Source organism: Lysinibacillus sp. FSL P4-0201 (assembly GCF_038593425.1).
Lineage (GTDB): Bacteria > Bacillota > Bacilli > Bacillales_A > Planococcaceae > Lysinibacillus > Lysinibacillus capsici.
In genome coordinates, this window is record NZ_CP151995.1 from 203009 (window position 1) to 226251 (window position 23243).

A 23243-nucleotide genomic window follows, 5' to 3' on the forward strand; every position below is an offset into this window, starting at 1 on the left:
GAGGGTACGCGATTCGTAATGTAATCGCAGTGCCTTCTTTTTCATGGCTCGAAATGGAATTTATATCCCGAACCCCTCACTGTTATAATCTTTGCTCTATGGCCAGCAACGGATTCTAGCTTTTTTCGTAAATTACTAATATGAACCTTCAATGCCTGTGTATGCCCGATACTTTCCTCTGCCCAAATAAGCTTATACAGCTCTGATGGGGGAAAAATTTGTCCTGATCGTTGTGCTAGAAAGAAAAAAATTTGAAATTCCTTTGTAGATAGGGCTAATGCTGTGTTACCGATATATACTCTTCCAGAATGAACATGAAAGTGAAAATCCTCTATTATATGAGCTTCTTCCTCTATGTGGTGTACAGCAGCTTTAACTTGAAATTGCTTTCTACGCATGGATATTCTCTTGATTGTCTTCATTAAACGCTCTTTCTCAATAGGCTTTAAAATATAGTCAACAGCCTGTACATTAAAAGCTTCTATTGCAAAACGTTCATATGCAGTGACAAATACAATGTCCATTAAAAAAGGAAGGTCTGCAATCTTACTAGCAAATTCAATACCATTCATTTCGGCCATATCTATATCTAAAAAAAGAATATCAGGTTTGAGTGTAGGGATGTTTGCAATAGCTTCTAGTGGATTTACGAATTTTCCGATAATAGTAACATCGCTATTATCATGTAACGTGGCTTCTAATAAATTGATTGCTAAAATTTCATCATCTACTATGATGGCTTTCAACATTTTTTCACCTCTTATCATCTAAATTTAGAATATTATGTAGCCCAACTGTACTAAATAAATTTTTCGTCATCAGTTTTATACTTGCCTGTAGCAATGGAAGCTGGATTCTGAAATTATTCGATTCTGTAAATTATGTAATTTATTAGTATGTAAAACACATTTATCGTCCAATCTAACTGGATCATTACTTACAATAAAGCAATTCTTTTCTCCTTTAACTGATTTAAGTTTATTAGTATTCTCGCACTTTAGTAAATGAGATGCATTTCCCATATCGTGATGTATTATGAGGGGATAATAAAATATGCCTTTCTACCCATAGTATAGCATGCCAATAGTTAACAAAAAATAGATTAAAGCGTGTATATAATCTAATGATAAAAATTTTAAGCTAAGTGTATTTGTGCATTTTGTGTATTTAAAGTGCATATACTTACAATCACTCTGTTTTTTGCTTATAATGAGAAAGTCAGAATTATTTCTGAAAAAAGTAGCCACAAAGTGAGCGATTGCGATTGAAAAAATTATTATATGGTATCTTCTTTGTTGTTTTTATAGTCATTTTTTTGTACGTAAACAATCACTGGCTAGTCGTAAGTAAACATGTGTTTGAATCAGATAGTGTGCCTGACAGCTTTGATGGGCTACGCATTGTACAAGTTTCGGATTTACATGACGCTGTCTTTGGTGACAAGCAACAAAAATTGATTGCTAAGGTAAAGGATACAAAGCCTGATTATATTTTTATCACAGGTGACGTGATCGATAGTAATCGCTATAATTTAAAACAAAGCCTACAAGCAGTGGAAGGACTAGTTAAAATAGCGGATGTTTATTATGTACTAGGAAACCATGAGGTAGCGACGAATAAGGTGAATGAAATTTATGAGGCGCTGTCATCGTTAGGGGTACATATTATGGCCAACGAATCGACCGTGTTAGAGCGCGACGGGGAGCGCTTGGCGATTGTTGGTATTGAGGATCCGTTAATGGGTAGAACAACAGAAGATATGCTGGACATTGCAACGGCCTATTTGCCAGACGATATGTTTAAGTTGTTACTAGCACATAGACCAGAATTATTTAATACGTATGTAAATTATCACATAAATTTAGTATTTTCGGGACATGCGCATGGTGGGCAAGTTCGTATTCCTGGGCTTGGAGGACTTGTGGCACCAGGACAGGGGCTGTTCCCAAAATATACAGCTGGTGTCTACGAAGCAGGCGCGACGAAAATGGTAGTTAGTAGAGGGTTGGGTAATAGCACAGTACCATATCGTATTTTTAATCTACCAGAAATTATTGTGATGGATCTAAAGAAAAAATAAGCACTGCGTAAAATTTACGCAGTGCTTTCAATTTGTTTGCGTTCTATACGTTTAACGAGGTAAATACTTATTTCATATAAAATAATCATCGGTATTAATACGAGTAACTGACTTATAAAGTCTGGTGGCGTGATAACAGCGGAGCCTACGCCCATTGCGATATAAGACCAGCCTCGTATTTTTTTCATGGATTCAGCAGTCAGTACACCAATGGCTGATAAGAATAGGGCAACAATCGGTAACTCAAATAATAGACCAAGCGGTACAGTCGTCATGATTAAAAAGTGCATATATTCATTTGCTGATACCATGACATCGAAATTGGTAGCCCCAATGCTTACTAAGAATGTATAGCTAAGTGGGTTAACGACGAAATAGCCAAAAGCTACGCCTACTAAAAATAGAACTAACATGATTGGTGCATAGAGGCCTAAAAAGCGACTTTCCTCTTCTTTTAAGCCTGGTTTAATAAAGCTCCAAAGAAAGTGGACGAGGAAAGGCATTGCAAGACCAAAAGCTAAAGTTGTTGAAATCGTCATGTAAAATTTAACTACTTCTAGTGGTCCTAAAATAACGAGTGAGTGACCTCGCGTTATGAATGGAAACCAAATATTAATAGTAGAAAAGACAACAATGAAAAATAAAATAAAAACCGTTAACCCTTTGATAATTTGCTTACGTAAATCACTAAGATGCTCCAATAATGAGGTAACAGGTATCAGGGGTTCATCTGACACATGATCCTCTTCAATTGCTACCGTAGGTATTTCAACTAAAGCCTCCACTGGCTTTGGAGGCTCGGCTTGTGGTTTATCTAGAGGGCTTAAATATTTTCTTTTTCCGTCTTCATATGGATCCATAGGAAACCCTCCTACGAAGCATCAGATTTTTTTTCGACCTTTTTCACGGTATCATCTTCATCATCCATAAGTCCCTTAGTAGACTTTTTAAATTCTGCAAACGTTTTGCCAACCGCTCCACCGATTTCTGGTAATTTTTTTGGGCCAAATACAATTAATACAATCACTAAAATAATGATTAATCCAGGTACTCCAATTGCTCCTAGACCTCCCATAAGTCTTGCCTCCTTTAGAATAATTTTTTTATACTAATGAACCACCTGATTGACTGTATTTGATGACTCCCTCAGCACAACGGTAGGCAAGTGCCCCTAATGTGCCTGTTGGATTATAACCACTATTGTGTGCAAAGTTGCCTGCACTTACTGCGAAAAGGTTGTCAACATCCCAGTGCTGTAAATAATTATTCACAACCCCTTGTTCTGGTGTTAAGCTCATCACCGTACCACCTGTATTATGCGTTGTTTGGTAAGGCACGATATTGTAATCGGTAATTTCCGCGTTAGGGACAATTGTTTTAGCACCCATTTCCTTCATAATGTCAGCTGCACGTGCAGAGATATATTTATGAAGAGCTCGATCCTGATCAGTAAAATTGTATGTTAACTGAGTTAATGGCAGCCCGTAAGCATCCTTATAGGTAGGGTCCAGTGATATATAGTTTTCCTTATGTGGCATAGATGCTCCTTGCGCACCAATCCCAAATGAACGTGTATAGTAATAAATAGATTGCTTTTTAAATTCTGGTCCCCAAGTAGGCGTATCAGGCGGAGTTGGATTTGAGCCGATTGGTCGCGTACCTGTCTGTGTAAGTGCAATATTACCTCCGTGAATAAAATCTAAATCACTATGGTCAAAATTATCACCATTGTAATCGTCTATACACATGCCTAACGAACCTGCACCCATAAATGTATTGTATTGTTCCTCGAAGAACCCAGCAGCACCAGGCAAAATTTGATAGCAATAGTTTCTGCCAAGTGTTCCTTTGCCAGTAGTAGGGTCATATCTTTCACCAATGTCAGAGACCATTAATAGCTTGGCATTATTAAAGACATAACTAGTTAATACAACAGCATTAGCTGGCTGAATGAATTCTTCTCCCGAAACAGTATCGATATATCTTACACCTGTAGCCTTGTTACCCTGCTTTAAAATTTCAACAACATTGGAATTAAAGCGTAAATCAAAATTTCCTGTCTTCAGGGCTGTAGGGACAACAGTAATTTCTGCGGACGACTTTGCACCATATTCGCATCCAAAGCGTTCACAAAAACCACAATATTGGCAAGCGTTGATCGTTTCGCCATCTGGGTTTTTATAAACCTCTGATACATTAGCTGATGGAACCATATAAGGCGTTAGCTTCAGGTTTGTTGCAGCTTTTTCGAATTGTGCAAGCATAGGCGTTTTTTTCATAGGCGGTGTTGGATAGGGATTCGAACGCTTTCCACTAAATTTATTTTTATCATCACCCGAAATACCAGCTGTTTTCTCGAACTTATCGAAATAGGGCTCAAGCTGATCATATGTTAATCCCCAATCCTGAATCAGATAATCTGGTCCAAGCTTATTTGGTCCATAACGTTTTTCTGTTAATGTCTTAATTTGAAAATCATAGGGTAAAAATCGATAAGTCATTCCATTCCAATGTGTTCCTGATCCACCCAGACCCTCTCCAAGTAAGAAGGAGCCAAGCTGACGCATTGGTAATGCCTTCATATTGCGATCATTACGAAAGCTTACGGTCTCTTTAGAAAGATTTTGCATTAAATCATATCGGATGGCATAACGGTATTCGTCATGAACATTTAAATAATCCTCGGTCCCACGCTTTTGACCTCGCTCTAAACCGACTACCTTTAAGCCAGCTTTAGCACATTCAGCAGCGACGATACCGCCAGTCCAACCTACACCAACTGTTACAACGTCTACACTCGGTAATGTTTTAGCCATTTTGTATCCCCCCTTAGTGGTTGCCTAATGGATTAGGCTCAATTTTTTGGAACTTGGCATCTTCTATTTGTGTAATATAAGCCATCTGGTGACCAGGGAAGCCCTTCATACGCCAGCCATCCATATTGCGATTTCCTCCATACATAGGGTCAGAATAAGCTCCCTCTAATGTAGCTGCTCGTAATAATGTAAAGAAGAACGCGGAAGTAACCCCAACCATTTCTATGTCACCTTTTTGGAAGGCAGTTAATATTTCATCCATTTGTTTGCCATCTAAATCGTTAAAGCTTTTCTTATAACGCTTTTGTGCTTCATCCTCCATTTTTTGAATACCCTGTCTAAAAATTTCCGCTCGCGTTAAACGGCTCTGATAGCCTTGAGTTGGGGCACCAACATCAAATGGACCTTGCATATATTCTTTAGAGTTACTTCCATAATTTCCTGCAAGTTGATGATCGATAAAATAGGGAACGTCTAAACCAATAGCTCCTGGTCCCAAATCGTCCTCTGGGAAGATACGTTCCGTGGCCTTTGATAAGATACTAAAATCTTTTTCATTTCTGAAGAACATCTTAGCTTTTGGTGAGCCTGTGGCCTCATTCGTTGTTTCATGACCACCATGCTCTAGGGTAGAAGTACCTTTACCATGGATGTTGTAACCAACTAATCCTCCAATTAAACCACCACCGACTAATGTACCAGCAGCAATACCTGTAGTTTTTAAAAAGTCTCGACGAGAAACATTATTTTTGTCTGAACTCATGGAAATCCTCCCCTCAAAATGTGTTAAACGGATCCTATCTTTAATAATCAGCAAAAAATGTGAATTATAATCAATTTTTGTTGGAAAATGTTTTAATTACCTCTATTAGCATGGTGTACTCTCCTTTTTAATGACAAGGGGGATCTATGAATTGAAAATTTTGTAGAAAATTGTTAGCACTATAAAGGTAGTGTAAATGGTATTATTATACATTTATTAATCATATTGGAAAACTTTTGTTGACTTCTACTTTTAGTGACTTTACTCTGAAGTTATGCAAAAATATGCGGATTGTATAGCTAAAAATGGAAGAAGTGAGAAAAAGAGAAATGTGGTTAAAAGGTATTGGTGGTAAATTAATTGTTGCAATTATAGCTCTTGTATTTGTAACATGTGGCACGCTTGGGCTATCTACTTGGATAAATAGTACAAAAGCTGTGAATGAGCAAGTGGAATCTAATTTGGTATCTAGAGCAGAGGATGTTTCCCAATACATAGAAGAACACTTCCAATTAACACTAGTGGAGGTGGAAGCCATTGCAGAGCAAGAGGCAGTTCGGAGCATGGACTTTGAAAAGCAGAAGCAGTATCTCTCGAAACGTCTTGCCAGTAATGAAAATTACTTAGGTTTTGGCATTATCAATGCTAATGGAGTTGCCCATTATCTGGATGATACAACAGCTGATCTAGGGGATCGTGATTACGTAAAAGAAGGTTTTACTGGTAAGTCTGTCATGTCTGACATTACGATTAGTCGTGTAACAGGTGAACCAGTCATTTTAATCGTTTCTCCAATTGACACAGTGACAGGTGAAAAAGCTTTATTATTAGCACGTATTGACGGCTATTACCTATCTAAAATTGTAGAAGGCATTAAGGTTGGAGACAGTGGCTATGCATTTATGTTAGATGCTAACGGAACAATTATTGGACATAATAATCATTCGTATGTGAAGGAGCAATACAATCCAATTAAGGCAGCAGACGAAACAGGTATCAAGACAGGCAGAGCAATGGCTGCTAAAGAAATGATTGCTAATGATAACGGTTATTTTTCTTTTGAAACGGAAGATACAGGAACTAGTCTAATGGGCTATCATACCCTCGATAATGGTTGGAAAATGGGGGTTATCGCATTAGAAGATGAGATGTTTTCAGGGCTTTCTAAGCTTAAGACGAACTTCATTGTCACTACGATCATAGTTTCAATACTTGGGCTATGCATCTCATTTGCCATTTCTCGCTCTGTTAGTAGACCACTTCGACATGTACTTCGCATTAGTGAGGGCTTATCGGGAGGAGACTTTACACAGGAAATTCCAGAAAAATATTTGAAACGTATTGATGAAATGGGAACGATGGCACGTGCATTAGATCGCATGACTGATAATATGCGGGAAATGATAGCCAAAGTGAGTCGAGAAGCAACGGCAGTGAATGAAGCTGCGTGTGATTTAATGGGAGATGTAAATGGAGTAACAAAGCGTTCAAAGCAAATTGCTGGTGCAATAAGTGAAGTAGATCGAGGGGCACAAAGCCAAACTGTGATGGCAGAGGAAAGTGCCTCAGCAATGGAACAAATGGCGATAGGGATACAAAATGTAGCTGAAGTTGCCTCCACAATTGCTTGTAATACAGATTTTATTTCCCAGAAAATTAGTGAAAGCAATCATGCAGTTGGACAATCCGTTTTACGTATGAATGAGATTCAGCAAGGCACAACAGATGAACTATCAATTATTCACAAGCTAGAAAAAGAGTCAGAAGAAATTAGCTTAATTTCAAAAATGATTACCGATATCTCCGATCAAACAAATTTATTGGCATTGAATGCCTCTATAGAAGCAGCACGGGCAGGAGATGCTGGTAAAGGCTTTGCCGTTGTAGCAGAAGAAGTTCGCAAGCTATCGGAGCAAACAGCAGAATCAGCTACTAAAATTAATGTGCTCATTGAAAGAGTTCAACTTTATACATTAGAAGTAGTAAAAGCAGCTGAATTTGGTGAAGATAATGTTGAACGTGGTTTAGCTTCTATTGAGGCAGTGGGAGAACGCTTCGAGGAAATGGTTCGAGCAGTAGGAGAAATAGCAGGTCAAATTGAAGAAATGAATGCTTCAGCTGAACAAATGTCTGCCAATACGGAGGAAGTTTCCGCGTCTATGGAAGAAATGGCAGCTACTGCACATGCGGCAAGTGATTATGTGCATGAGGTAACAGATGCAACAGCGGAACAGTTGAAGACGGTAGCAGTAATGAACAATCAAACTGAAAAACTATCAGAAATGGCAAAACGTTTATATGAAGCCATTCAAAAATTTAAATATTAAATTAGAGAAGAGCTGTCTATTAATGACAGCTCCTCTCAGAGTGTTGAAAAACAAAGCCCTTCATACAATTTTTGTGAAAGGTGAAGATGGATTACCGCTCCATACACTCCACCTCATAATAATGTTACCTTTTTTGCAAAGGCTTAATTGAAGGTGTTCACTACTCATTTTATGGAGAGGTATGGTCAATCATCATTTCTCCCATTGAAATTGAGAGTCTATCCTTTCTCGAATTATACATTTGCTATTTTGTTCACAACGACTGTATGAAAGATAAGGAAAAGCCACTTTTACAGAATGGTTAATTGAAGTGGAGTCAGTGTCACTCCTAGGGGATTTATGATCTGACCCCAAAAATATAAACTTTTTTACGAAGCTTTTCGATACTCAACGGGACTTTTTCCGTTGAGTTTTCTTTTAATCCGCTCATGATTGTAATAGTAAATATAATCTGCTAATGCTTTTGTAAATTCTACATAGTTTTTAAACGTAGTTGTGTACAGAAATTCTGATTTCAGAATACCAAAAAAGCTTTCTATTACGGCATTATCTAAACAATTTCCTTTCCGTGACATACTTTGCTTGATTTCATGCGTTATTAATAACGCTTTAAAACGGGGTATTTGATATAACCATCCTTGATCAGAATGAATGATTAAGCCACTCTTTTTCGATAACTTTGTATACGTAAACGCCTTTTTAAAAGACTGTTGAACTAACTCAAAATTAGGTGATTTTGATACCTCATATCCAACGATTTCTCGATTGAATAAATCTAATACAGCCGATACATAGATTTTTTGACCGTTTATTTTAAACTCTGTGACATCGGTTACCCATTTCTGATTGGATGCAGTGGCTTCAAAATCACGTTGGATGACATTCTCTGCGACATAGCCGACTGTCCCTTTATACGAACGGTATTTTTTAGGGCGTACCGTCCCTTTTAAGCCCAATTCTTGCATCAATCGTTGTACCGTTTTATGGTTGATGAAAAAACCTTCATTTCGGAGGGCAAGACAAATACGACGATAGCCATAACGCCCCTTATGGTGATGAAAAAGTGTCTGGATTCGTTCTTTGATCGCCTGATATTTATCTGGTTTTACCCATTTTTGAAGATGATAATAATACGTACTTTTCTTGATTTTTGCCACTTTTAATAGAGCTTGAAGTGGAAATTCCAGCCTTAGCTCATACACAGCTCTCATTTTTTCTTCGGTTTGAATGCTTCCTTTTCTTGAACTAAGGCTTTCAACTTTTTTAAATAGGCATTTTCCATCCGTAAATACTCAATTTCCGCTTTTAACTCTTCCGTTGTTTTTTCATTTAAATCGGACGAAGGTGGTTGTTTTTTTGGCATTGATTGGTGCTCCTTTTCTATTTGATAGAGCACCTTTCCAGCCTTGGACATCCACTGTTTTTTCCATCTCCGAATGGTTTCACGAGAAGGAATATTAAACTTCGCAGCAGTCTGAAGGAGCGAATCGCCCGTCTCTATCAGGTGTTGAATTACTTTTATTTTAAAAGAATCTTCGTAATTCGTGAACCCTTGAGGACGAATAATTCCTTCAATGCCATGGTATCGATATAATTCAATCCATAATCGAACGTACTGTCGATCCCTCTGTAATCTATTGGCAATCTGATACGTACTTTCCTTTTCTTCAATGTAAGCTAGAACTGCGGCTAACTTTTGTTCATCAGAAATCACTAACTGCACCCCCTGTATTAGATTTTTTAAGTCCAATATTTTGGGTGCAGTTCATTAGTCACAGATGAGACACTGGAGCGAACGTAAGTGAGTGAAGCGACTCATCGGACGCCCCCTGGAAAGGACACTGGCGGAACGGAAATCAACCCCTCGCCTAGTCAAGAAGTCTTTTTCTGCTAGCGACATTTTCTTTTTTCAACAACATAGTAGGAGCCGTCTTTTAATAACAGCTCCTCTATTATAATGCAACTAAGCGTCTTGCATCGCTGCTAGTAATTCTTCTTTCGAAACGGTGCAATCGCCACCGCCTTGTACCATTTGGTCACTTCCGCCACCCTTACCATTAATAAGAGGCAGTGCCTTTTGGGCAACATCCTTCATGCTTTTTGAAACATTATTACCTCTTGCTGCAACGAATTGTAGTTTGCCTTCATTTTCAGACACAAGTAGAGCTATTACATCTTTCTGTTCCGTAACAATCATACGGGCTATTTTTTGTAGCTCTTGCATTGTTCGCTGATTAAAAGCAGCCGTTACGACACCTTCGCTATTAACAAGTGCCTTTGCTTCATACGTGAGTAATTCCTCTTTCGCAGCAGCGAGTGCTTTTTCTGTAGTTTTTTGAGTAGATAAAACTTTTGTAAGTGCTGTGGCAGCATCAATTTCAGGTACACTTAATTGACGAGCAACGTCCGCTAATACTTTTTTTCGCATGCCAAGCTCAGTCAAAACGCGTTGACCACACACAAAAGAAACGCGCACATTGCCCTTCATTTTTTCGGTCCCTAATATTTTGATGGTACTAACTTGCCCTGTGGATGTAGGGTGAGTGCCACCACAACCGTTGTAATCAAAATTAGGGATAATCACAAGTCGAATGTCTCCCGTCACTGCGACCTCTTTACGAAGATTATAGTTGCCCAGCTCTTGTTCTGTAACCCAGGTAGTTTGAATGTGGCGGTTCTCTAGAATAATGTCATTGGCTCTTGCTTCTGCTGCTGCAAGCTGTTGCTCAGAAATCGTTTCTATAGCAAGATCAATTGTTACTTGCTCACTGCCTAGATGAAAGCTTACAGTCTGCGCATTAAAAAGCTCTACAAAAGCAGCTGTTAAAATATGTTGCCCAGCATGCTGCTGCATATGATCGAATCGTCTTGGCCAATTTAACTTGCCATGTACCACACCATCTAAAGTCGATAGATCACCTTCAATATAGTGACGAATTTCATCATCCACTTTTTCAACATCTATGACCTCCAACGCATTCAATGTACCTGTATCGTGAGGTTGACCACCACCAGTTGGATAGAAAGCGGTGTTCGATAGTACAACATAATTACGGTCGGATTCGTCAGTTCCTTTACTAATAATAGTTGCATCAAACTCTTGTAACATAACGTCTTGATAATATAATAGCTCTTTCATGAAAAAGCCTCCTCGTATGTAGGGAAATTTAGTTCTAAATTAATTCCATTTCATTGTGGCATAATTACTTACAGGTGTATACGAGTTTTCTAGTTGACCCATGCTGAAATTGATTTAATATAGAAAAGAACAGCTAAAGAAAAAGGAGCAAATATAATGGAAATTACACAATTCTCAATGGAAGAGATTTTAGACCCAACAAATATTATTGAGGGTAAGCGTTATGAATTTATTTTGGATGTAGAAATTGATGAAGAGGATGAGCTTTACCACGAAGCTGGCATTGAAATTCGTGTCCTAATTGGTGAAAAAGACGAAGAACCATTTATATTAAATTACTTCATCATGGAAAAGGCTGAAGGTGAATATTTAGACTTTGCATTAGAGGATGATGAACTAGAAGAAATTTTGACATTCTGTAAAGAAGAAATAGCGAAAGCATAGTAAGTAACAGGTAGAGAGTATAGATTCTTTACCTGTTTTTTTATTGAATTAAGGATTATGTAAGCTTGATGAAATATACATGTAGTATTGAAGGTCTAAACTTAGTTTTAGTGTTCAGAAAATAGGGCAATTTAAAGAGAGAGGTGTTTCTATGTCAACGTACACGCAATCCATTTTTATAGCATTTTTCATAACTATTATTTTATCTTTTGTACTATTTATACCATGGCTGATTTATACGTATCGTAAGTATGGATACTTATCGATGTCCAAAACCATTATCATGTTCTCATTTATTTTTTACTTTTTATCTGCGCTTTGTTTAGTATTACTACCATTTCCGTCTACAAGAGATACTTGCTCACTTCAATCCGCGGACACCGTTCATACTAATTTGCGACTTTTTCAATTTGTTGATGATGTTTTAAAGGATAGTGGCGTTGTTGTCACAAATCCATCTACATGGCTTGCTATCACAAAACAGCAGGCATTTTTTCAAGCCTTCTTTAATTTCTTACTACTAATGCCATTCGGCGTTTACTTGCGATATTTTCTTAAAGAAAGAAGGTACTGGAAACGTGCATTTTTAATTAGCTTTTTGCTAACATTGTTTTATGAGGTCACACAAAGAACAGGCATTTATGGCATCTTTAATTGCGCATACCGAATCTTTGATGTCGATGACTTATTACTAAACAGTGTAGGTGCGCTCCTAGGTTTCTTCTTAGCACCAATTGTTTGGGCATTATTTCCCTCTCATGAAGAGGTTGAGGCTAAAGCTGCTGAAATGGAAAAAAATGATATTGTTAAGCCGATTTCTATTTTACTAGCATTGGCCATTGATTTATTTATCGTCCAATCAGTTTGGATGATTATTGGTGTTCTGACAGGGTATAGCGGTACTTTTGAATTCTTAGTGAAAATGGCTCTGTACGTGGTACTCTTTGGGGTGTTACCAAGTATGATGAATGGTGCAACACTCGGTATGAAGGTGATGCGTTTTACAATGGTCAACAAGAATGGCAAAAGTATTGTAAAGCAATCATGGCGTCGTTGTATTGCTATTATCGCTACCTTGTGTTTATCAGAAGCCATTACAACATTAGGTGACATCCAATTAGATATGGATTCACCATTTTATGTTCTACAAATTGTCATTTCTCTACTTGCCGCAATAGCAGGTTTTGCACTTACAATGATAATAGCTATTCATGTGGTACGGGTCATCGTAAGTGGTGGAAAACGACGTTTGTATATCGATCAATATGCAGATTTAATGGCAACAAGGAAAAAATAAGGGGGCTTGTAGAATGAAATACGTCATCATTGGTGGAGATGCTGCAGGTATGTCTGCAGCAATGGAAATCTATCGGAATGTTCCAGGAGCAGAAATAACTACTTTAGAACGTGGTTTTATTTATTCATATGGGCAATGTGGATTGCCTTATGTTGTAGATGGTCGTATTTCATCAACCAAACGTTTAATTGCAAGAGATGTCGAAACTTTTCGAGATAAGTATGGCATTGATGCAAGAGTTGGCTATGAGGTAGAGAATGTAAACATAGAGAAGAAGGTTATTACAGGTACACAAGCAAGTGGTGATAAATTTGAGATTACCTACGATAAACTTCTTATTGCAACGGGGGCTAGTCCAGTCATGCCTGTGAAAAGGGGGAATGAGCTAGATGGTATCCATACGGTAAAAACAATTCCTCAACTGGAAGATTTGATGGCAGATTTAACATCAGAGATTGAGCAGGTAACAATCATAGGTGGTGGCTATATTGGTTTAGAAATGGCTGAAACCATACATGCCTGTGGGAAAAAGGTAAGGCTTATTCAGCGCGGAAGTCATGTGGCCCGTATTTTAGATGAAGAACTTGCTCAGCATGTTCATGAGGAAGCGAAAAGGAACGATGTAGAGCTGTTATTAAATACGAGCGTTGAAGCTTTTGAAGGAAATAAACGAGTGGAACGTGTTATTACAGATAATGGCGTTCTAGAGACGGATTTAGTCATTGTCGCTTCAGGCATAAAACCAAATACACAGTTTTTAAAGAATACTGGGATTGCACTTGCAAAAAATGGAGCGATCATTGTAAATCGCCATTTAGAGACTTCCCTTGAAAATATTTATGCAGCTGGCGATTGTGCAACTCACTTTAATATTGTGAAAGAACGTTTAGATTATATACCTTTAGGAACGACTGCTAATAAGCAAGGTCGTTTAGCAGGTCTCAACATGTCAGGCAAATTTGCTCCGTTTAGAGGAATTGTGGGCACTTCTATTTTAAAATTTTTCAATTTAACTATTGCTACAACAGGTATTAATGAGCGCGATGCTAAAGAGCTTGGTTTTGACTATGAGGCATTTAAATTATCTGCACGCCATATAGCCGGCTATTATCCAGGTGCACAACGTATGTTTATAAAAGTGGTCGTTCGCAAGCGTGATCAATTGTTATTGGGTGCACAAATCGTGGGACCAGCGGGTGTTGATAAGCGTATCGATGTGTTTGCGACAGCATTATATAGTAAAATGACCTTACCTGATTTGCTAGATTTAGATTTGGCCTATGCACCACCATTCAACGGTGTTTGGGACCCTTTGCAGCAGGTGGCAAGAATGAATGGACGTTTATAATAGGAGGTAGAGAGATGAGCATTTATGATATTAATGTAACTTTAGAAGATGGTACTATCTATAGCCTTGAACGTTATAAAGGAAAGCCGATGCTAATTGTTAATACAGCTTCCAAATGTGGCTTTACACCACAATTTGAAGAATTAGAAGGTCTCTATGAAAAATATCAGGAGCAAGGTCTGGTTGTACTTGGTTTTCCATCAAATCAATTTAAACAAGAGCTAGCGTCAGCTGAAGAAGCGGCTTCCCAATGTCGACTAACATATGGAGTGACGTTCCCGATGCATGAGATCGTGAAGGTGAATGGTAAAGAAGCACATCCTATTTTCGATTATCTTACTTCCCATTCCAAAGGATTTTTAGGCAATAGTGTTAAATGGAACTTTACAAAATTCCTTGTAAACCGTAATGGAGAGGTTGTTGGACGATACGCCTCAGCAGATAAGCCAAGTAGCTTTGAGGAAGATATTCAAAAAGTATTAGCACAATAGATTAGAAAAGATTCATGCACAGTTTGTGTATGAATTTTTTTTGTCTACACATTTCAAAAAGCAGATGATTTAAGGTTGCTGTAAGCTTGCGACAAATTTGCTGTAAGTTTGAGGTCGTATACTAAAGTCAGAAAGAAGAGGTGAGCGTATATGACGCCATTATTAAAGGTACAAAACGTTGGGAAAAATTACGGCAAAGGCGCAAATACTTTTACAGCGCTATCGAATATATCATTTGAAGTAGAAAAGGGAGAGTTTGTTGGGGTAATGGGTCCTTCTGGGGCTGGAAAATCTACGCTTCTTAATGTATTAGCAACGATTGATACGCCAACAACTGGTGAAATTATTATTGAAGATACTAATTTGGCACGTATGAAGGATGCTGAATTAGCGGATTTTCGTCGAGATAATTTAGGGTTTATTTTCCAGGATTATAACTTGCTCGATTCTTTAACAGTGCGAGAAAATATTGTTTTACCACTAGCGATTGCAAAAATGCCGACAAAGGCTATTAATGCAAGAGTTGATCGAATTGCTGCATTGTTTGGAATTAGTGATTTATTAAACAAATATCCTTATCAAATTTCAGGTGGGCAAAAGCAGCGTACAGCCTCGTCGCGAGCATTAGTGACAGAACCAAAACTAATTTTTGCCGATGAGCCTACAGGTGCGCTAGATTCAAAATCTGCAACCGATTTATTAGAAAGCTTAAGTGATTTAAACCAATCTCAAGCCGCAACGATTATGATGGTTACACATGATGCCTTTGCAGCTAGCTTCTGCCAGCGCATTCTATTTATTCAGGATGGACAGCTATCTAAGGAAATTCAACGTGGGACTCTAACGAGGAAGCAATTTTTCCAAGAGATCTTGCAGGTGCTATCTAGCATCGGGGGTGGAGTAAATGACGTTATTTAGTTTAGCGCGTAAAAATATTCAACGCAATTTATCGAATTACTTTTTATATATTGCCTCAATGGTATTTAGTATCGTTATTTACTTTACGTTTGTGACGCTCAAATATAATGATGATCTTTCAGCCTTAAAGCAATCGTCACAACAAATTAAAGGATTGATGAGTGCCTCGTCAGTCGTACTTCTGTTCTTCATTGTCATCTTTATGGCCTATTCCAACTCGTTTTTTATGAAGAAGCGGAAAAAGGAAGTAGCCCTTTACTCGTTACTAGGTGTACGTAAGCAAAAAATTGGCTTAATGCTCTTTTTTGAAAATTTAGTCATAGGGCTTGTCTCTCTTGTGTTTGGTATCCTTCTAGGTTTCTTTATGTCCCAAGGGCTATTAATGATACTAGTACGCTTAATGGGCTATGAAGTGGTTGGTAGCCTGACATTTTCAATGGAGGCACTAATTAATACAACGGGCATTTTTACACTACTGTTTTTATTCACATCCTTACAAGGTTACCGTGTGATTTATCAATTTAAACTAATTGATTTATTCCATGCAGACAAACAGGGAGAGCAAATTCCACGTGCATCATTAGTAGCTGCTTTACTTGGCACTGTACTTATTGCATTTGGTTATTATACAGCTGCCTCTGATATGTTTACGAGTGAAATATGGAGATTCTTTACGGTATTAGGTACGCCATTAATGGTTATAGGGGTAACAATTGCAGGGACATACCTTCTATTCCATAGTGTGAGTGTCTTTGTATTAACAGCATTAAAGAAAGCAACATCATGGTCCTGGAAGGGTTTAAATTTAATCGGTGTTTCTCAATTATTGTATCGTATTCGAGCTAATGCCAAATCGTTGTCAATCATTGCAATTTTAAGTGCCACTACGATTACAGCAGGTGGCGGTGTCTTCGGTATGTATTATAATGCAGAAGCTTCTGTACGTCAGATGCTGCCAAACACATTTATGTGGAAAGGCGAGACAGTAGAATTTTCACAACAGGATGTCTTATATAATGAAGCACTGGCTGTGAAAAATTTACGTGTGGATAATGAATTCTCATTTTTCGAATATACATTACTTAAGGAATCGGACTATAATCGCTTAGCGAAATTACAAGGCAAGGATAAAGAGCTACACATTGCAGAGGGTTCTACGGTTTTACTGGATGCAGCCTACGATGAACGATTTTCACATGATTTTACAGGTGAGGACTTTAAGCTACAAAACGGAGAATCCTTCCATGTAGAAAAGATGTACACGGAAAGCGTGTTAAACTTTATAGCAGCTGGAACAGTTCTCGTTGTGAATGATCAAGAGTTTAAAGCTACTGATGCCGATGAGATTATGATGCAGGTTGTTGGATTGGACAATGATTTGAAACAACAGGACGTGTCGAAAGACATTTACCAGCAGTTGTCTTCTGAACAACAAGAATCATTTTCTAGTGTACCGCAAAGCTATGAGGATAGTTTAGCAACAGTTGGTGCCCTATTGTTTGTGGGAAGCTTCCTAGGATTGGTCTTCCTAGCGGCAACAGGCAGTATTATCTACTTCAAAATTTTAACGGAAGCCGAAGAAGATCAGGCAAAATATGCTATTTTAAATAAAATTGGTGTAAATAGTAAGCAAATCTTAAAGACAGTAGCAGGGCAGGTCGCTGTTATCTTTAGTGCGCCACTTATTGTGGGTATTGCACATAGTGTGTTTGCATTACTAGCATTTTCACAGCTATTTAACATGAATATTACAAAACCAGTCATCTTGTGGATGATTGCTTATTCAGCTATTTACTTTATTTATTATATCTTTACCGTTCGTTCGTTTTATAAAATAGTGAGACAGGGGAATTAATATGAAAAAAGTATTTTTCGGAATAGGTGCATTGTTTATCTTATTCGTAGCAGGGTTAATTGTATTGATGACTGTAGATTTTAACCGATTAAATAAAGATACCTACTATGTTCATATCACGGCTGATGGTGAGGTAGAGGAGTATAAAGCAGATAGTGGTGAAATCTTTAAAATGTATTGGTACGAGCTACCTACTTACGATAAAAATGGGGAAGAGAAAACATTAAAGTTTTCTGCTCATAAAAATTTACGCCAGGATGCTTATTTAAAGCTTTACGTGAAAAAGGAAACAGAAGTTACTTCATTTGATGAAGTGAAATTCCATGAATTACCTGCTAAAGTACAGGATCAAATGAAATAGCACAAAGAAGGAGTCTCAAATTTTGAGACTCCTTCTTTTCCACACGAAAGTTCAGTGCAAAGTATTTAGCGTTTAAATTCAACTGGTTAAATTTAGTTTATTTAGTATTCCTTTTGTAGATCAATAATAACGCATGTACCTTTTCCTTTTTCCGAGGTGATGGTCACTGTTCCTCCATGGGCCTCAATGATATCTCTAGCAATAGCTGTACCTAAACCAGTCCCAGCAGTATTGTCCGTATTTGTGCCTCGGTAATAGCGTTCAAAAATATGTTCTAGATCCTCTGGGTCTATCCCCTTGCCATTATCAGAAATTGTAAGAGTATGCTCATCAACAGACACATGGACAGATACATCGGGAGCATTATGAAGCAATGCATTGTGTAAAAAGTTCATGATAGCTCTGCGCATAAAATGTTCATCGATTTGATGCAGACTTTTCTCGGTTGTCGCCTCAAACATAAGATTAGCTTGTTCATATTGTGGTGTATTTAATGTTTCAATCACTATCTCTCGAATAAAAGGCACCATGTTCACTTCATTTAGTGTAAGTGGAAGCTGTTGATGTCTTAAACGCATCGTTAAATTTAAGTCATCCAGTAGATTTTGCATATGCAATGATTGTTTTTCTATAATTTGTGCGTACTCCATTTGCTCAGTATTTGTTATTTGTGCATCATTCAATAGTTCTGCATAACCTCGAATAGAGGCAAGTGGTGTTTTCATATCGTGTGAGACATTACTAATCCATTCTTCACGCATAATCTCTAGTCTCTTTCGCTCCTGTTCATGGGCTGCCAATTCTCGTGATACTTCATTTAAGTTTTCAAAAACCGGCTTGTAGACACCACCAGGAGACTTAATAGACGTATGATCATGATTCTTTAAATGATGAATGCGATCTATCATCGCATAAAGAGGTTTCGTTAATGTACGACCAAAAAGCCACCCTACTAATGTAGCTACTAACAAGTCCGCAATCACGATGAACAAGCCAAATTTCCCTATAAACTGTAAGAGTGATGTGCCAGAAACATGCGTAACAAACCTTGTAACACCGCTACCTTTAATACCGATTAAATAACTAATGGAATCCTTACTGCCAATATACACCGTAGTATCAGAATCGAATTCTTTATATTTATATACTTGAATTAAGTCGATAGGTGCATAGTGCAATGGTGCTTTATCTGGTGCAAAATGAGCATCAATCACTTGACCATTTTCATCAAGCAATTGTATCCACGCATTTCTTTGATGCAATTGTTCGATTCCTTCTGCACGTATGGAAGTTGCTCCATTTTTTATCTCGATATATTTTTGAAATTCCCGCACAAAGTGTTCCTCTTCTGTGGCAGAAACGCCTTCAGAGTCAGTTGCTAGCCGATAAGTAAGGAGTCCCATGAAGATAGCTGTATTGACGAAAATAACAATGATGACGATAGAAAGTACGGAAAGGAGAAAGCGAGCAGTTAATTTCCACTTCATTCTTGTGCCTCTTTTGGCATGACAAACTTATAGCCAAGTCCTTTTACAGTTGTGATATATAGAGGATTAGAGGCATCCTCCTCAATTTTTTCACGCAATCGGCGAATATGCACCATAACAGTGTTATCAGAACCGAAGAAATCCTCTCCCCATACACGTTCAAATAATGTTTCTTTACTTAAGATACGATTGGGATTGTGCATAAAGCACGCCATTAATCCAATTTCCTTAGCTGTTAACTCCAATAGTACGCCATTTTTATGGACTTCAGTTTCATCGGCATTCAACTGAAATGGTCCAATTTGGAGTGCTTTTTCAACAATATTCGTTATGGTATCTTGTGTTTGATAGCCAGCTCTACGTAATTGCGCCTTCACACGATAGGCTACTTCTTTCGGGCTAAAAGGTTTTGTAATATAATCGTCTCCGCCAATGGCTAGTCCTAAAATTTTATCAATTTCCTCATTTTTAGCAGACATAAAGAGCACAGGGACATGGGATACTTCACGGATACGTCTACATAAATCGTAGCCCTCACCATCGGGAAGCATGACATCTAGAAGTATAATATCGGGTGTTGTTTGTTGAAAGCTTGTCCAAGCATCGTGAATGGTACCAGCTGTATAAATTTGTTTGTAGCCCTCTTTTTGTAAGCTTACTTTTAGTAGATTCGCTAAATCTGCCTCATCATCCACTACTAAAATGGTTGGTTCTTGCACTTGTTCACACGACCTTTCGATTTGGAAGAATCTTTACTGACAATTATTATAAATGAAATGTATAGAAAAGAGGAAATGTTGGGTTGTATAGCTTAACCAGTAAATGCTTTTATTCTACAAGAGAAGAAGTACATTTTTTATATAAATCAATACATGGTGAAACCTTTACAGATTCTAAAGCGTAAAAAGAGTATTACAAATTAGGAGGAATGACGATGTTTAAAAAAATAGCAGCAGATGCACTTGGACTTTCAGATATTGGTGTGGTTGTGCCAAGAGAGGACTATGATAAGACAGATGCAGATGATTTTATCTTACATGAAATTGATGAAAAAATTTACTTTTTAATTAAAACGAAGGCTGATGAGTATTGCTTTACAAATCGTGCAATTATTCATGTAGATGGCGAAAGTGCTATGAGCAAGAAACGATTACTGCGACGCTATGACTATTCAATGTATACTGTGACAGAAGTTTTTCTCGAAACAGCAGGAACAATCGACCTTGATGTCGAAATTAAGTTTACAATCGGCAATTCCCCACTATCCATCGACATTCATAAACGCTTTATTGATGACATTAAAGATTTATATAAAGCACTACATGCCATTAGCTATGAACAAAAGAACAATGCTTATAAGCTAGAAGTAGCGGAAAAAAGTTTAAACATAGCATCATCATCACTTGGTCGAATTGGCAATGACAATATATCTCCTGCGTCGTCATTCAAAGAAATTACAAGCTTTGCGAATACTTGGATGATCGATCATAAAGATAAGTATAAAAAAGAAGACTTCTCACATATTTTTGATTTATATATGAACAATTGATAAAAATAGCTCTCTGCAAGTGTAGAGAGCATTTTTAACATATAACGATATACATAAAAATTATTCTAGGAGCGTGATTAGAAAATGACAAACGACATGCATGTGCTAGAAAAAGAAGAGGTAGAAAGTGATGATTTTATACAGCAACCTCAAGCCGCTGAAACATTGTTCGTAAATGAGTTTATTGATGGTATTTTAGATCCGTCACAGAAGATGTTAGGACCGCTTAAGGATGGTGGAACGATTATTGCCAATACAACACCTGGATGTTGGGGACCCATGCTTACTCCTACTATTCGTGGAGGACATGAAGTAACGAAGCCCGTGTTTGTAGAAGGTGCAGAGGTAGGTGACGCCATTGTTATAAAAATTAAATCTATTCAGGTCACATCTCTTGCAACTTCGTCTGGCCATGATGAAGCAATTGTAGATCGATTCATTGGTGATCCGTTTGTTTCAGTAAAATGTCCAGGCTGTGGCAAGCTTCATCCAAGCACAGTTGTAAAAGGAATAGGCCCACATGCAATTCGATGTTCTACATGTGATACAGAAACGGCACCCTTTAAAATGACAAACGGCTATACGATGGCACTCGATCATAAAGGGCAAATGGGTGTAACTGTTGGACGAGAGGGTGCTAGACGAATTGCACTTGATGCTAGAAACTACATGAGAACACCTGAAAATTCTGTACAAAATCCTGTTGTTGCATTGGCTCCAAGCGACTTAGTAGGTGTATTGGCGAGAATGCGACCATTTTTAGGTCAGCTTGGGACAACCCCTTCTAAAGCGATGCCTGATTCACATAATGCAGGTGACTTTGGTTCATTTTTAATTGGAGCACCACATGAATATGCTTTTACTCAAGAAGAATTGGATTTACATCGTACCGATGGACATATGGATATCAGCCGAGTACGAGAAGGTGCGACTATTATTTGTCCAGTCAAGGTACCAGGCGGTGGTGTATATATTGGAGACATGCATGCTATGCAAGGGGACGGCGAGATTGCAGGACATACAACCGATGTAGCGGGTATTGTGCAGCTTCAAGTTAAGGTATTGAAGAAAGTAGCTTTGGAAGGCCCAATTTTACTACCAAATGTAGAAGACTTACCTTATACAGCCAAACCCTTTACAAAGGAAGAAAAACGTCGCGCACGTGAGCTAGCGGAGGAGTTTGGTGTTAAACAGGTAGAGGATGCATTCCCAGTGTCGGTGATTGGTTCTGGTAAAACGTTAAATGAGGCGACTGATAACGCGATTAGTCGAGCTGCGAAGCTATTTGAGATGAGCGAACCAGAGGTTTTAAATAGAGCAACTATCACAGGCTCCATTGAAATCGGACGCCATCCAGGGGTTGTCACAGCCACTTTCCAAGTACCTAAAACTGTATTGAAAAAGGTAAGAGTATATAAAACTATTAAAAAACAATATGACTAATAATGATTTCTTGAAAAAGCAAACTTTTAAAAGTTTGCTTTTTTGTATGAGCTACAAGTCAGATAAGTAAATGTTTGTCTGAAATTTGAAGTTTGGATTGAAATCTATTGTTGTGTTGATATAATAGTTAAAGTTTAAAAATGAATAAAAGGACCTTATATAAAACAGATGAGTATAGAAGAGAAAAGTTGGTGTCTAATGACAGAAATTATAGGTGTGGAAAACAAAATAGAGAAAAAGAATAGTATAAAACCTTTTATATTAAAAATGAGAGGAGGAGGTCATGCTCCATCTCGAACAAATTTCGCTGATGCCTTTACTGGAGCAATGGGAGGATTAATATGCATTTTTGTGTTGCTATGGTTAACTAACATTACCAATTCACCTTGGTTAATGGCATCATTAGGCGGTAGCTGCGTTCTTGTATTTGTCGTCTGGAATGCACCTTTGTCCCAGCCCCGAAATATAATTGGAGGTCATTTTATTTCGGCATTTATCGGGTTGGCCATGTATTCATTACTAGGCTCCAATATATTGTCTATTAGTCTTGGTGTCGGATTAACTATATTTTTTATGGCCTTTTTAGGTGTCATACATCCTCCAGCAGGGGCCAATCCTATAATTATTATTTTAGGAGGTTATGGTTGGAGTTATTTACTAACCCCTGTATTAATTGGAGCAGTCATAATTGTATTTTTCGGTTTGTTGATCAATAATTTACGAGAAAAAAGAAAATATCCGTTGTTTTGGTAAAGATGATATCCATCTATAAAGTGTGTTCACTTATATAGGTGGTTTTTTATATTGTTAACGTTTTTGCTATGCATACCCATATTTTTTTAGCATATGTTAGTTAAGATTTGTTATATTGAAGAAAGAGTGTAAAAATCATGTATTTGAATGATAGGGGAAGATCTTTGTTGGT

Annotated in this window: 22 protein-coding genes; 12 read left to right on the forward strand and 10 right to left on the reverse strand. The window is 37.7% G+C overall.

Translation table 11 applies throughout. From position 1 onward, the window contains the following. Positions 1-41: 41 nt before the first annotated feature. Complete coding sequence (locus MKY76_RS00990) at positions 42-749, reverse strand: DNA-binding response regulator (protein ID WP_103117278.1); 708 nt, start codon at positions 747-749, stop codon at positions 42-44. A 515-nt stretch (positions 750-1264) separates the two neighbouring features. Here MKY76_RS00990 and MKY76_RS00995 point away from each other — a divergent pair. Then, entirely contained in the window at positions 1265-2080 is an 816-nt protein-coding gene (locus MKY76_RS00995; protein WP_054548899.1) for a metallophosphoesterase, read from the forward strand. A gap of 14 nt (positions 2081-2094) precedes the next feature. Here the strand turns inward: MKY76_RS00995 and tatC are convergent, their stop codons facing one another. Genes tatC through MKY76_RS01015 form a run of 4 tightly spaced genes read right to left on the reverse strand, consistent with a single transcriptional unit; the run spans position 2095 to position 5659 of the window. Beyond that, a complete protein-coding gene (gene tatC / locus MKY76_RS01000; RefSeq protein WP_048390786.1) occupies positions 2095-2940 on the reverse strand; it encodes a twin-arginine translocase subunit TatC in 846 nt (281 codons plus the stop codon). 11 nt (positions 2941-2951) lie between these two features. Beyond that, entirely contained in the window at positions 2952-3155 is a 204-nt protein-coding gene (tatA, locus tag MKY76_RS01005) for a twin-arginine translocase TatA/TatE family subunit (protein ID WP_048390784.1), read from the reverse strand. 28 nt (positions 3156-3183) lie between these two features. Continuing rightward, on the reverse strand, positions 3184-4896 hold the full coding sequence (locus tag MKY76_RS01010; RefSeq protein WP_054548900.1) for a GMC family oxidoreductase: 1713 nt from the start codon (positions 4894-4896) through the stop codon (positions 3184-3186). A 13-nt stretch (positions 4897-4909) separates the two neighbouring features. Continuing rightward, complete coding sequence (locus MKY76_RS01015; RefSeq protein ID WP_054548901.1) at positions 4910-5659, reverse strand: gluconate 2-dehydrogenase subunit 3 family protein; 750 nt, start codon at positions 5657-5659, stop codon at positions 4910-4912. A 329-nt stretch (positions 5660-5988) separates the two neighbouring features. On the opposite strand from MKY76_RS01015, the gene MKY76_RS01020 reads away from it, so the two are divergent. Further along, positions 5989-7986: a methyl-accepting chemotaxis protein gene (locus MKY76_RS01020; RefSeq protein ID WP_342557266.1), complete on the forward strand. Its 1998-nt coding sequence runs from the start codon at positions 5989-5991 to the stop codon at positions 7984-7986. Positions 7987-8354: 368 nt separating this feature from the next. Here MKY76_RS01020 and MKY76_RS01025 read toward each other — a convergent pair whose 3' ends face one another. The 3 genes from MKY76_RS01025 to MKY76_RS01035 all read right to left on the reverse strand — a co-directional run bounded on the left by MKY76_RS01025 (position 8355) and on the right by MKY76_RS01035 (position 11125). Beyond that, complete coding sequence (locus tag MKY76_RS01025) at positions 8355-9197, reverse strand: IS3 family transposase (protein ID WP_342556801.1); 843 nt, start codon at positions 9195-9197, stop codon at positions 8355-8357. After that, entirely contained in the window at positions 9194-9700 is a 507-nt protein-coding gene (locus tag MKY76_RS01030) for a helix-turn-helix domain-containing protein (RefSeq protein WP_066038258.1), read from the reverse strand. Before MKY76_RS01030 ends, MKY76_RS01025 begins: the two co-directional genes overlap by 4 nt. Positions 9701-9949: 249 nt before the next feature. Then, a complete protein-coding gene (locus MKY76_RS01035; protein WP_342557267.1) occupies positions 9950-11125 on the reverse strand; it encodes a DHHA1 domain-containing protein in 1176 nt (391 codons plus the stop codon). A gap of 156 nt (positions 11126-11281) precedes the next feature. Between MKY76_RS01035 and MKY76_RS01040 the strand changes: the two genes are divergently transcribed. From MKY76_RS01040 to MKY76_RS01070, 7 genes are all read left to right on the forward strand, one after another. Further along, on the forward strand, positions 11282-11569 hold the full coding sequence (locus MKY76_RS01040; RefSeq protein ID WP_036075918.1) for a DUF6509 family protein: 288 nt from the start codon (positions 11282-11284) through the stop codon (positions 11567-11569). A 151-nt stretch (positions 11570-11720) separates the two neighbouring features. After that, complete coding sequence (locus MKY76_RS01045; RefSeq protein ID WP_048390777.1) at positions 11721-12866, forward strand: VanZ family protein; 1146 nt, start codon at positions 11721-11723, stop codon at positions 12864-12866. 13 nt (positions 12867-12879) lie between these two features. Beyond that, the gene (locus tag MKY76_RS01050) at positions 12880-14214 is read left to right on the forward strand and encodes an FAD-dependent oxidoreductase (protein WP_048390775.1); all 1335 of its coding nucleotides are present in this window, start codon (positions 12880-12882) and stop codon (positions 14212-14214) included. 14 nt (positions 14215-14228) lie between these two features. Then, complete coding sequence (locus MKY76_RS01055) at positions 14229-14705, forward strand: glutathione peroxidase (RefSeq protein ID WP_048390772.1); 477 nt, start codon at positions 14229-14231, stop codon at positions 14703-14705. 150 nt (positions 14706-14855) lie between these two features. Beyond that, the gene (locus tag MKY76_RS01060; RefSeq protein ID WP_054548905.1) at positions 14856-15623 is read left to right on the forward strand and encodes an ABC transporter ATP-binding protein; all 768 of its coding nucleotides are present in this window, start codon (positions 14856-14858) and stop codon (positions 15621-15623) included. Beyond that, positions 15610-17478, forward strand: a complete 1869-nt coding sequence (locus MKY76_RS01065; protein WP_103117286.1) for an ABC transporter permease — start codon at positions 15610-15612, stop codon at positions 17476-17478. Before MKY76_RS01060 ends, MKY76_RS01065 begins: the two co-directional genes overlap by 14 nt. A gap of 1 nt (position 17479) precedes the next feature. Next, positions 17480-17839 carry a YxeA family protein gene (locus tag MKY76_RS01070; RefSeq protein WP_004233888.1) on the forward strand — a complete coding sequence of 120 codons (360 nt, stop codon included), beginning with the start codon at positions 17480-17482 and terminating at the stop codon, positions 17837-17839. 101 nt (positions 17840-17940) lie between these two features. Here MKY76_RS01070 and MKY76_RS01075 read toward each other — a convergent pair whose 3' ends face one another. Together MKY76_RS01075 and MKY76_RS01080 are read right to left on the reverse strand one after the other, a co-directional pair. Further along, on the reverse strand, positions 17941-19326 hold the full coding sequence (locus MKY76_RS01075; RefSeq protein ID WP_054548907.1) for a HAMP domain-containing sensor histidine kinase: 1386 nt from the start codon (positions 19324-19326) through the stop codon (positions 17941-17943). Further along, positions 19323-20045: a response regulator transcription factor gene (locus MKY76_RS01080; RefSeq protein ID WP_048390763.1), complete on the reverse strand. Its 723-nt coding sequence runs from the start codon at positions 20043-20045 to the stop codon at positions 19323-19325. Before MKY76_RS01080 ends, MKY76_RS01075 begins: the two co-directional genes overlap by 4 nt. Positions 20046-20260: 215 nt before the next feature. On the opposite strand from MKY76_RS01080, the gene MKY76_RS01085 reads away from it, so the two are divergent. The 3 genes from MKY76_RS01085 to MKY76_RS01095 all read left to right on the forward strand — a co-directional run bounded on the left by MKY76_RS01085 (position 20261) and on the right by MKY76_RS01095 (position 23071). After that, the gene (locus MKY76_RS01085; RefSeq protein ID WP_048390761.1) at positions 20261-20875 is read left to right on the forward strand and encodes a PH domain-containing protein; all 615 of its coding nucleotides are present in this window, start codon (positions 20261-20263) and stop codon (positions 20873-20875) included. An 84-nt stretch (positions 20876-20959) separates the two neighbouring features. Then, a complete protein-coding gene (locus tag MKY76_RS01090; protein ID WP_315061518.1) occupies positions 20960-22318 on the forward strand; it encodes an acetamidase/formamidase family protein in 1359 nt (452 codons plus the stop codon). A 198-nt stretch (positions 22319-22516) separates the two neighbouring features. Then, positions 22517-23071, forward strand: a complete 555-nt coding sequence (locus tag MKY76_RS01095; RefSeq protein ID WP_103117290.1) for an HPP family protein — start codon at positions 22517-22519, stop codon at positions 23069-23071. The last annotated feature ends 172 nt before the right edge of the window (positions 23072-23243 follow it).

Excerpts from the sequence above, each read along its gene's own strand:
- MKY76_RS00990 (WP_103117278.1), bottom strand. The coding sequence starts at position 749 with ATGTTGAAAGCCATCATAGTAGATGATGAAATTTTAGCAATCAATTTA.
- tatC (WP_048390786.1), bottom strand. The coding sequence starts at position 2,940 with ATGGATCCATATGAAGACGGAAAAAGAAAATATTTAAGCCCTCTAGAT.
- tatA (WP_048390784.1), bottom strand. The coding sequence starts at position 3,155 with ATGGGAGGTCTAGGAGCAATTGGAGTACCTGGATTAATCATTATTTTA.
- MKY76_RS01010 (WP_054548900.1), bottom strand. The coding sequence starts at position 4,896 with ATGGCTAAAACATTACCGAGTGTAGACGTTGTAACAGTTGGTGTAGGT.
- MKY76_RS01015 (WP_054548901.1), bottom strand. The coding sequence starts at position 5,659 with ATGAGTTCAGACAAAAATAATGTTTCTCGTCGAGACTTTTTAAAAACT.
- MKY76_RS01020 (WP_342557266.1), top strand. The coding sequence starts at position 5,989 with ATGTGGTTAAAAGGTATTGGTGGTAAATTAATTGTTGCAATTATAGCT.
- MKY76_RS01025 (WP_342556801.1), bottom strand. The coding sequence starts at position 9,197 with ATGAGAGCTGTGTATGAGCTAAGGCTGGAATTTCCACTTCAAGCTCTA.
- MKY76_RS01035 (WP_342557267.1), bottom strand. The coding sequence starts at position 11,125 with ATGAAAGAGCTATTATATTATCAAGACGTTATGTTACAAGAGTTTGAT.
- MKY76_RS01040 (WP_036075918.1), top strand. The coding sequence starts at position 11,282 with ATGGAAATTACACAATTCTCAATGGAAGAGATTTTAGACCCAACAAAT.
- MKY76_RS01045 (WP_048390777.1), top strand. The coding sequence starts at position 11,721 with ATGTCAACGTACACGCAATCCATTTTTATAGCATTTTTCATAACTATT.
- MKY76_RS01050 (WP_048390775.1), top strand. The coding sequence starts at position 12,880 with ATGAAATACGTCATCATTGGTGGAGATGCTGCAGGTATGTCTGCAGCA.
- MKY76_RS01055 (WP_048390772.1), top strand. The coding sequence starts at position 14,229 with ATGAGCATTTATGATATTAATGTAACTTTAGAAGATGGTACTATCTAT.
- MKY76_RS01060 (WP_054548905.1), top strand. The coding sequence starts at position 14,856 with ATGACGCCATTATTAAAGGTACAAAACGTTGGGAAAAATTACGGCAAA.
- MKY76_RS01065 (WP_103117286.1), top strand. The coding sequence starts at position 15,610 with ATGACGTTATTTAGTTTAGCGCGTAAAAATATTCAACGCAATTTATCG.
- MKY76_RS01070 (WP_004233888.1), top strand. The coding sequence starts at position 17,480 with ATGAAAAAAGTATTTTTCGGAATAGGTGCATTGTTTATCTTATTCGTA.
- MKY76_RS01075 (WP_054548907.1), bottom strand. The coding sequence starts at position 19,326 with ATGAAGTGGAAATTAACTGCTCGCTTTCTCCTTTCCGTACTTTCTATC.
- MKY76_RS01085 (WP_048390761.1), top strand. The coding sequence starts at position 20,261 with ATGTTTAAAAAAATAGCAGCAGATGCACTTGGACTTTCAGATATTGGT.
- MKY76_RS01090 (WP_315061518.1), top strand. The coding sequence starts at position 20,960 with ATGACAAACGACATGCATGTGCTAGAAAAAGAAGAGGTAGAAAGTGAT.
- MKY76_RS01095 (WP_103117290.1), top strand. The coding sequence starts at position 22,517 with ATGACAGAAATTATAGGTGTGGAAAACAAAATAGAGAAAAAGAATAGT.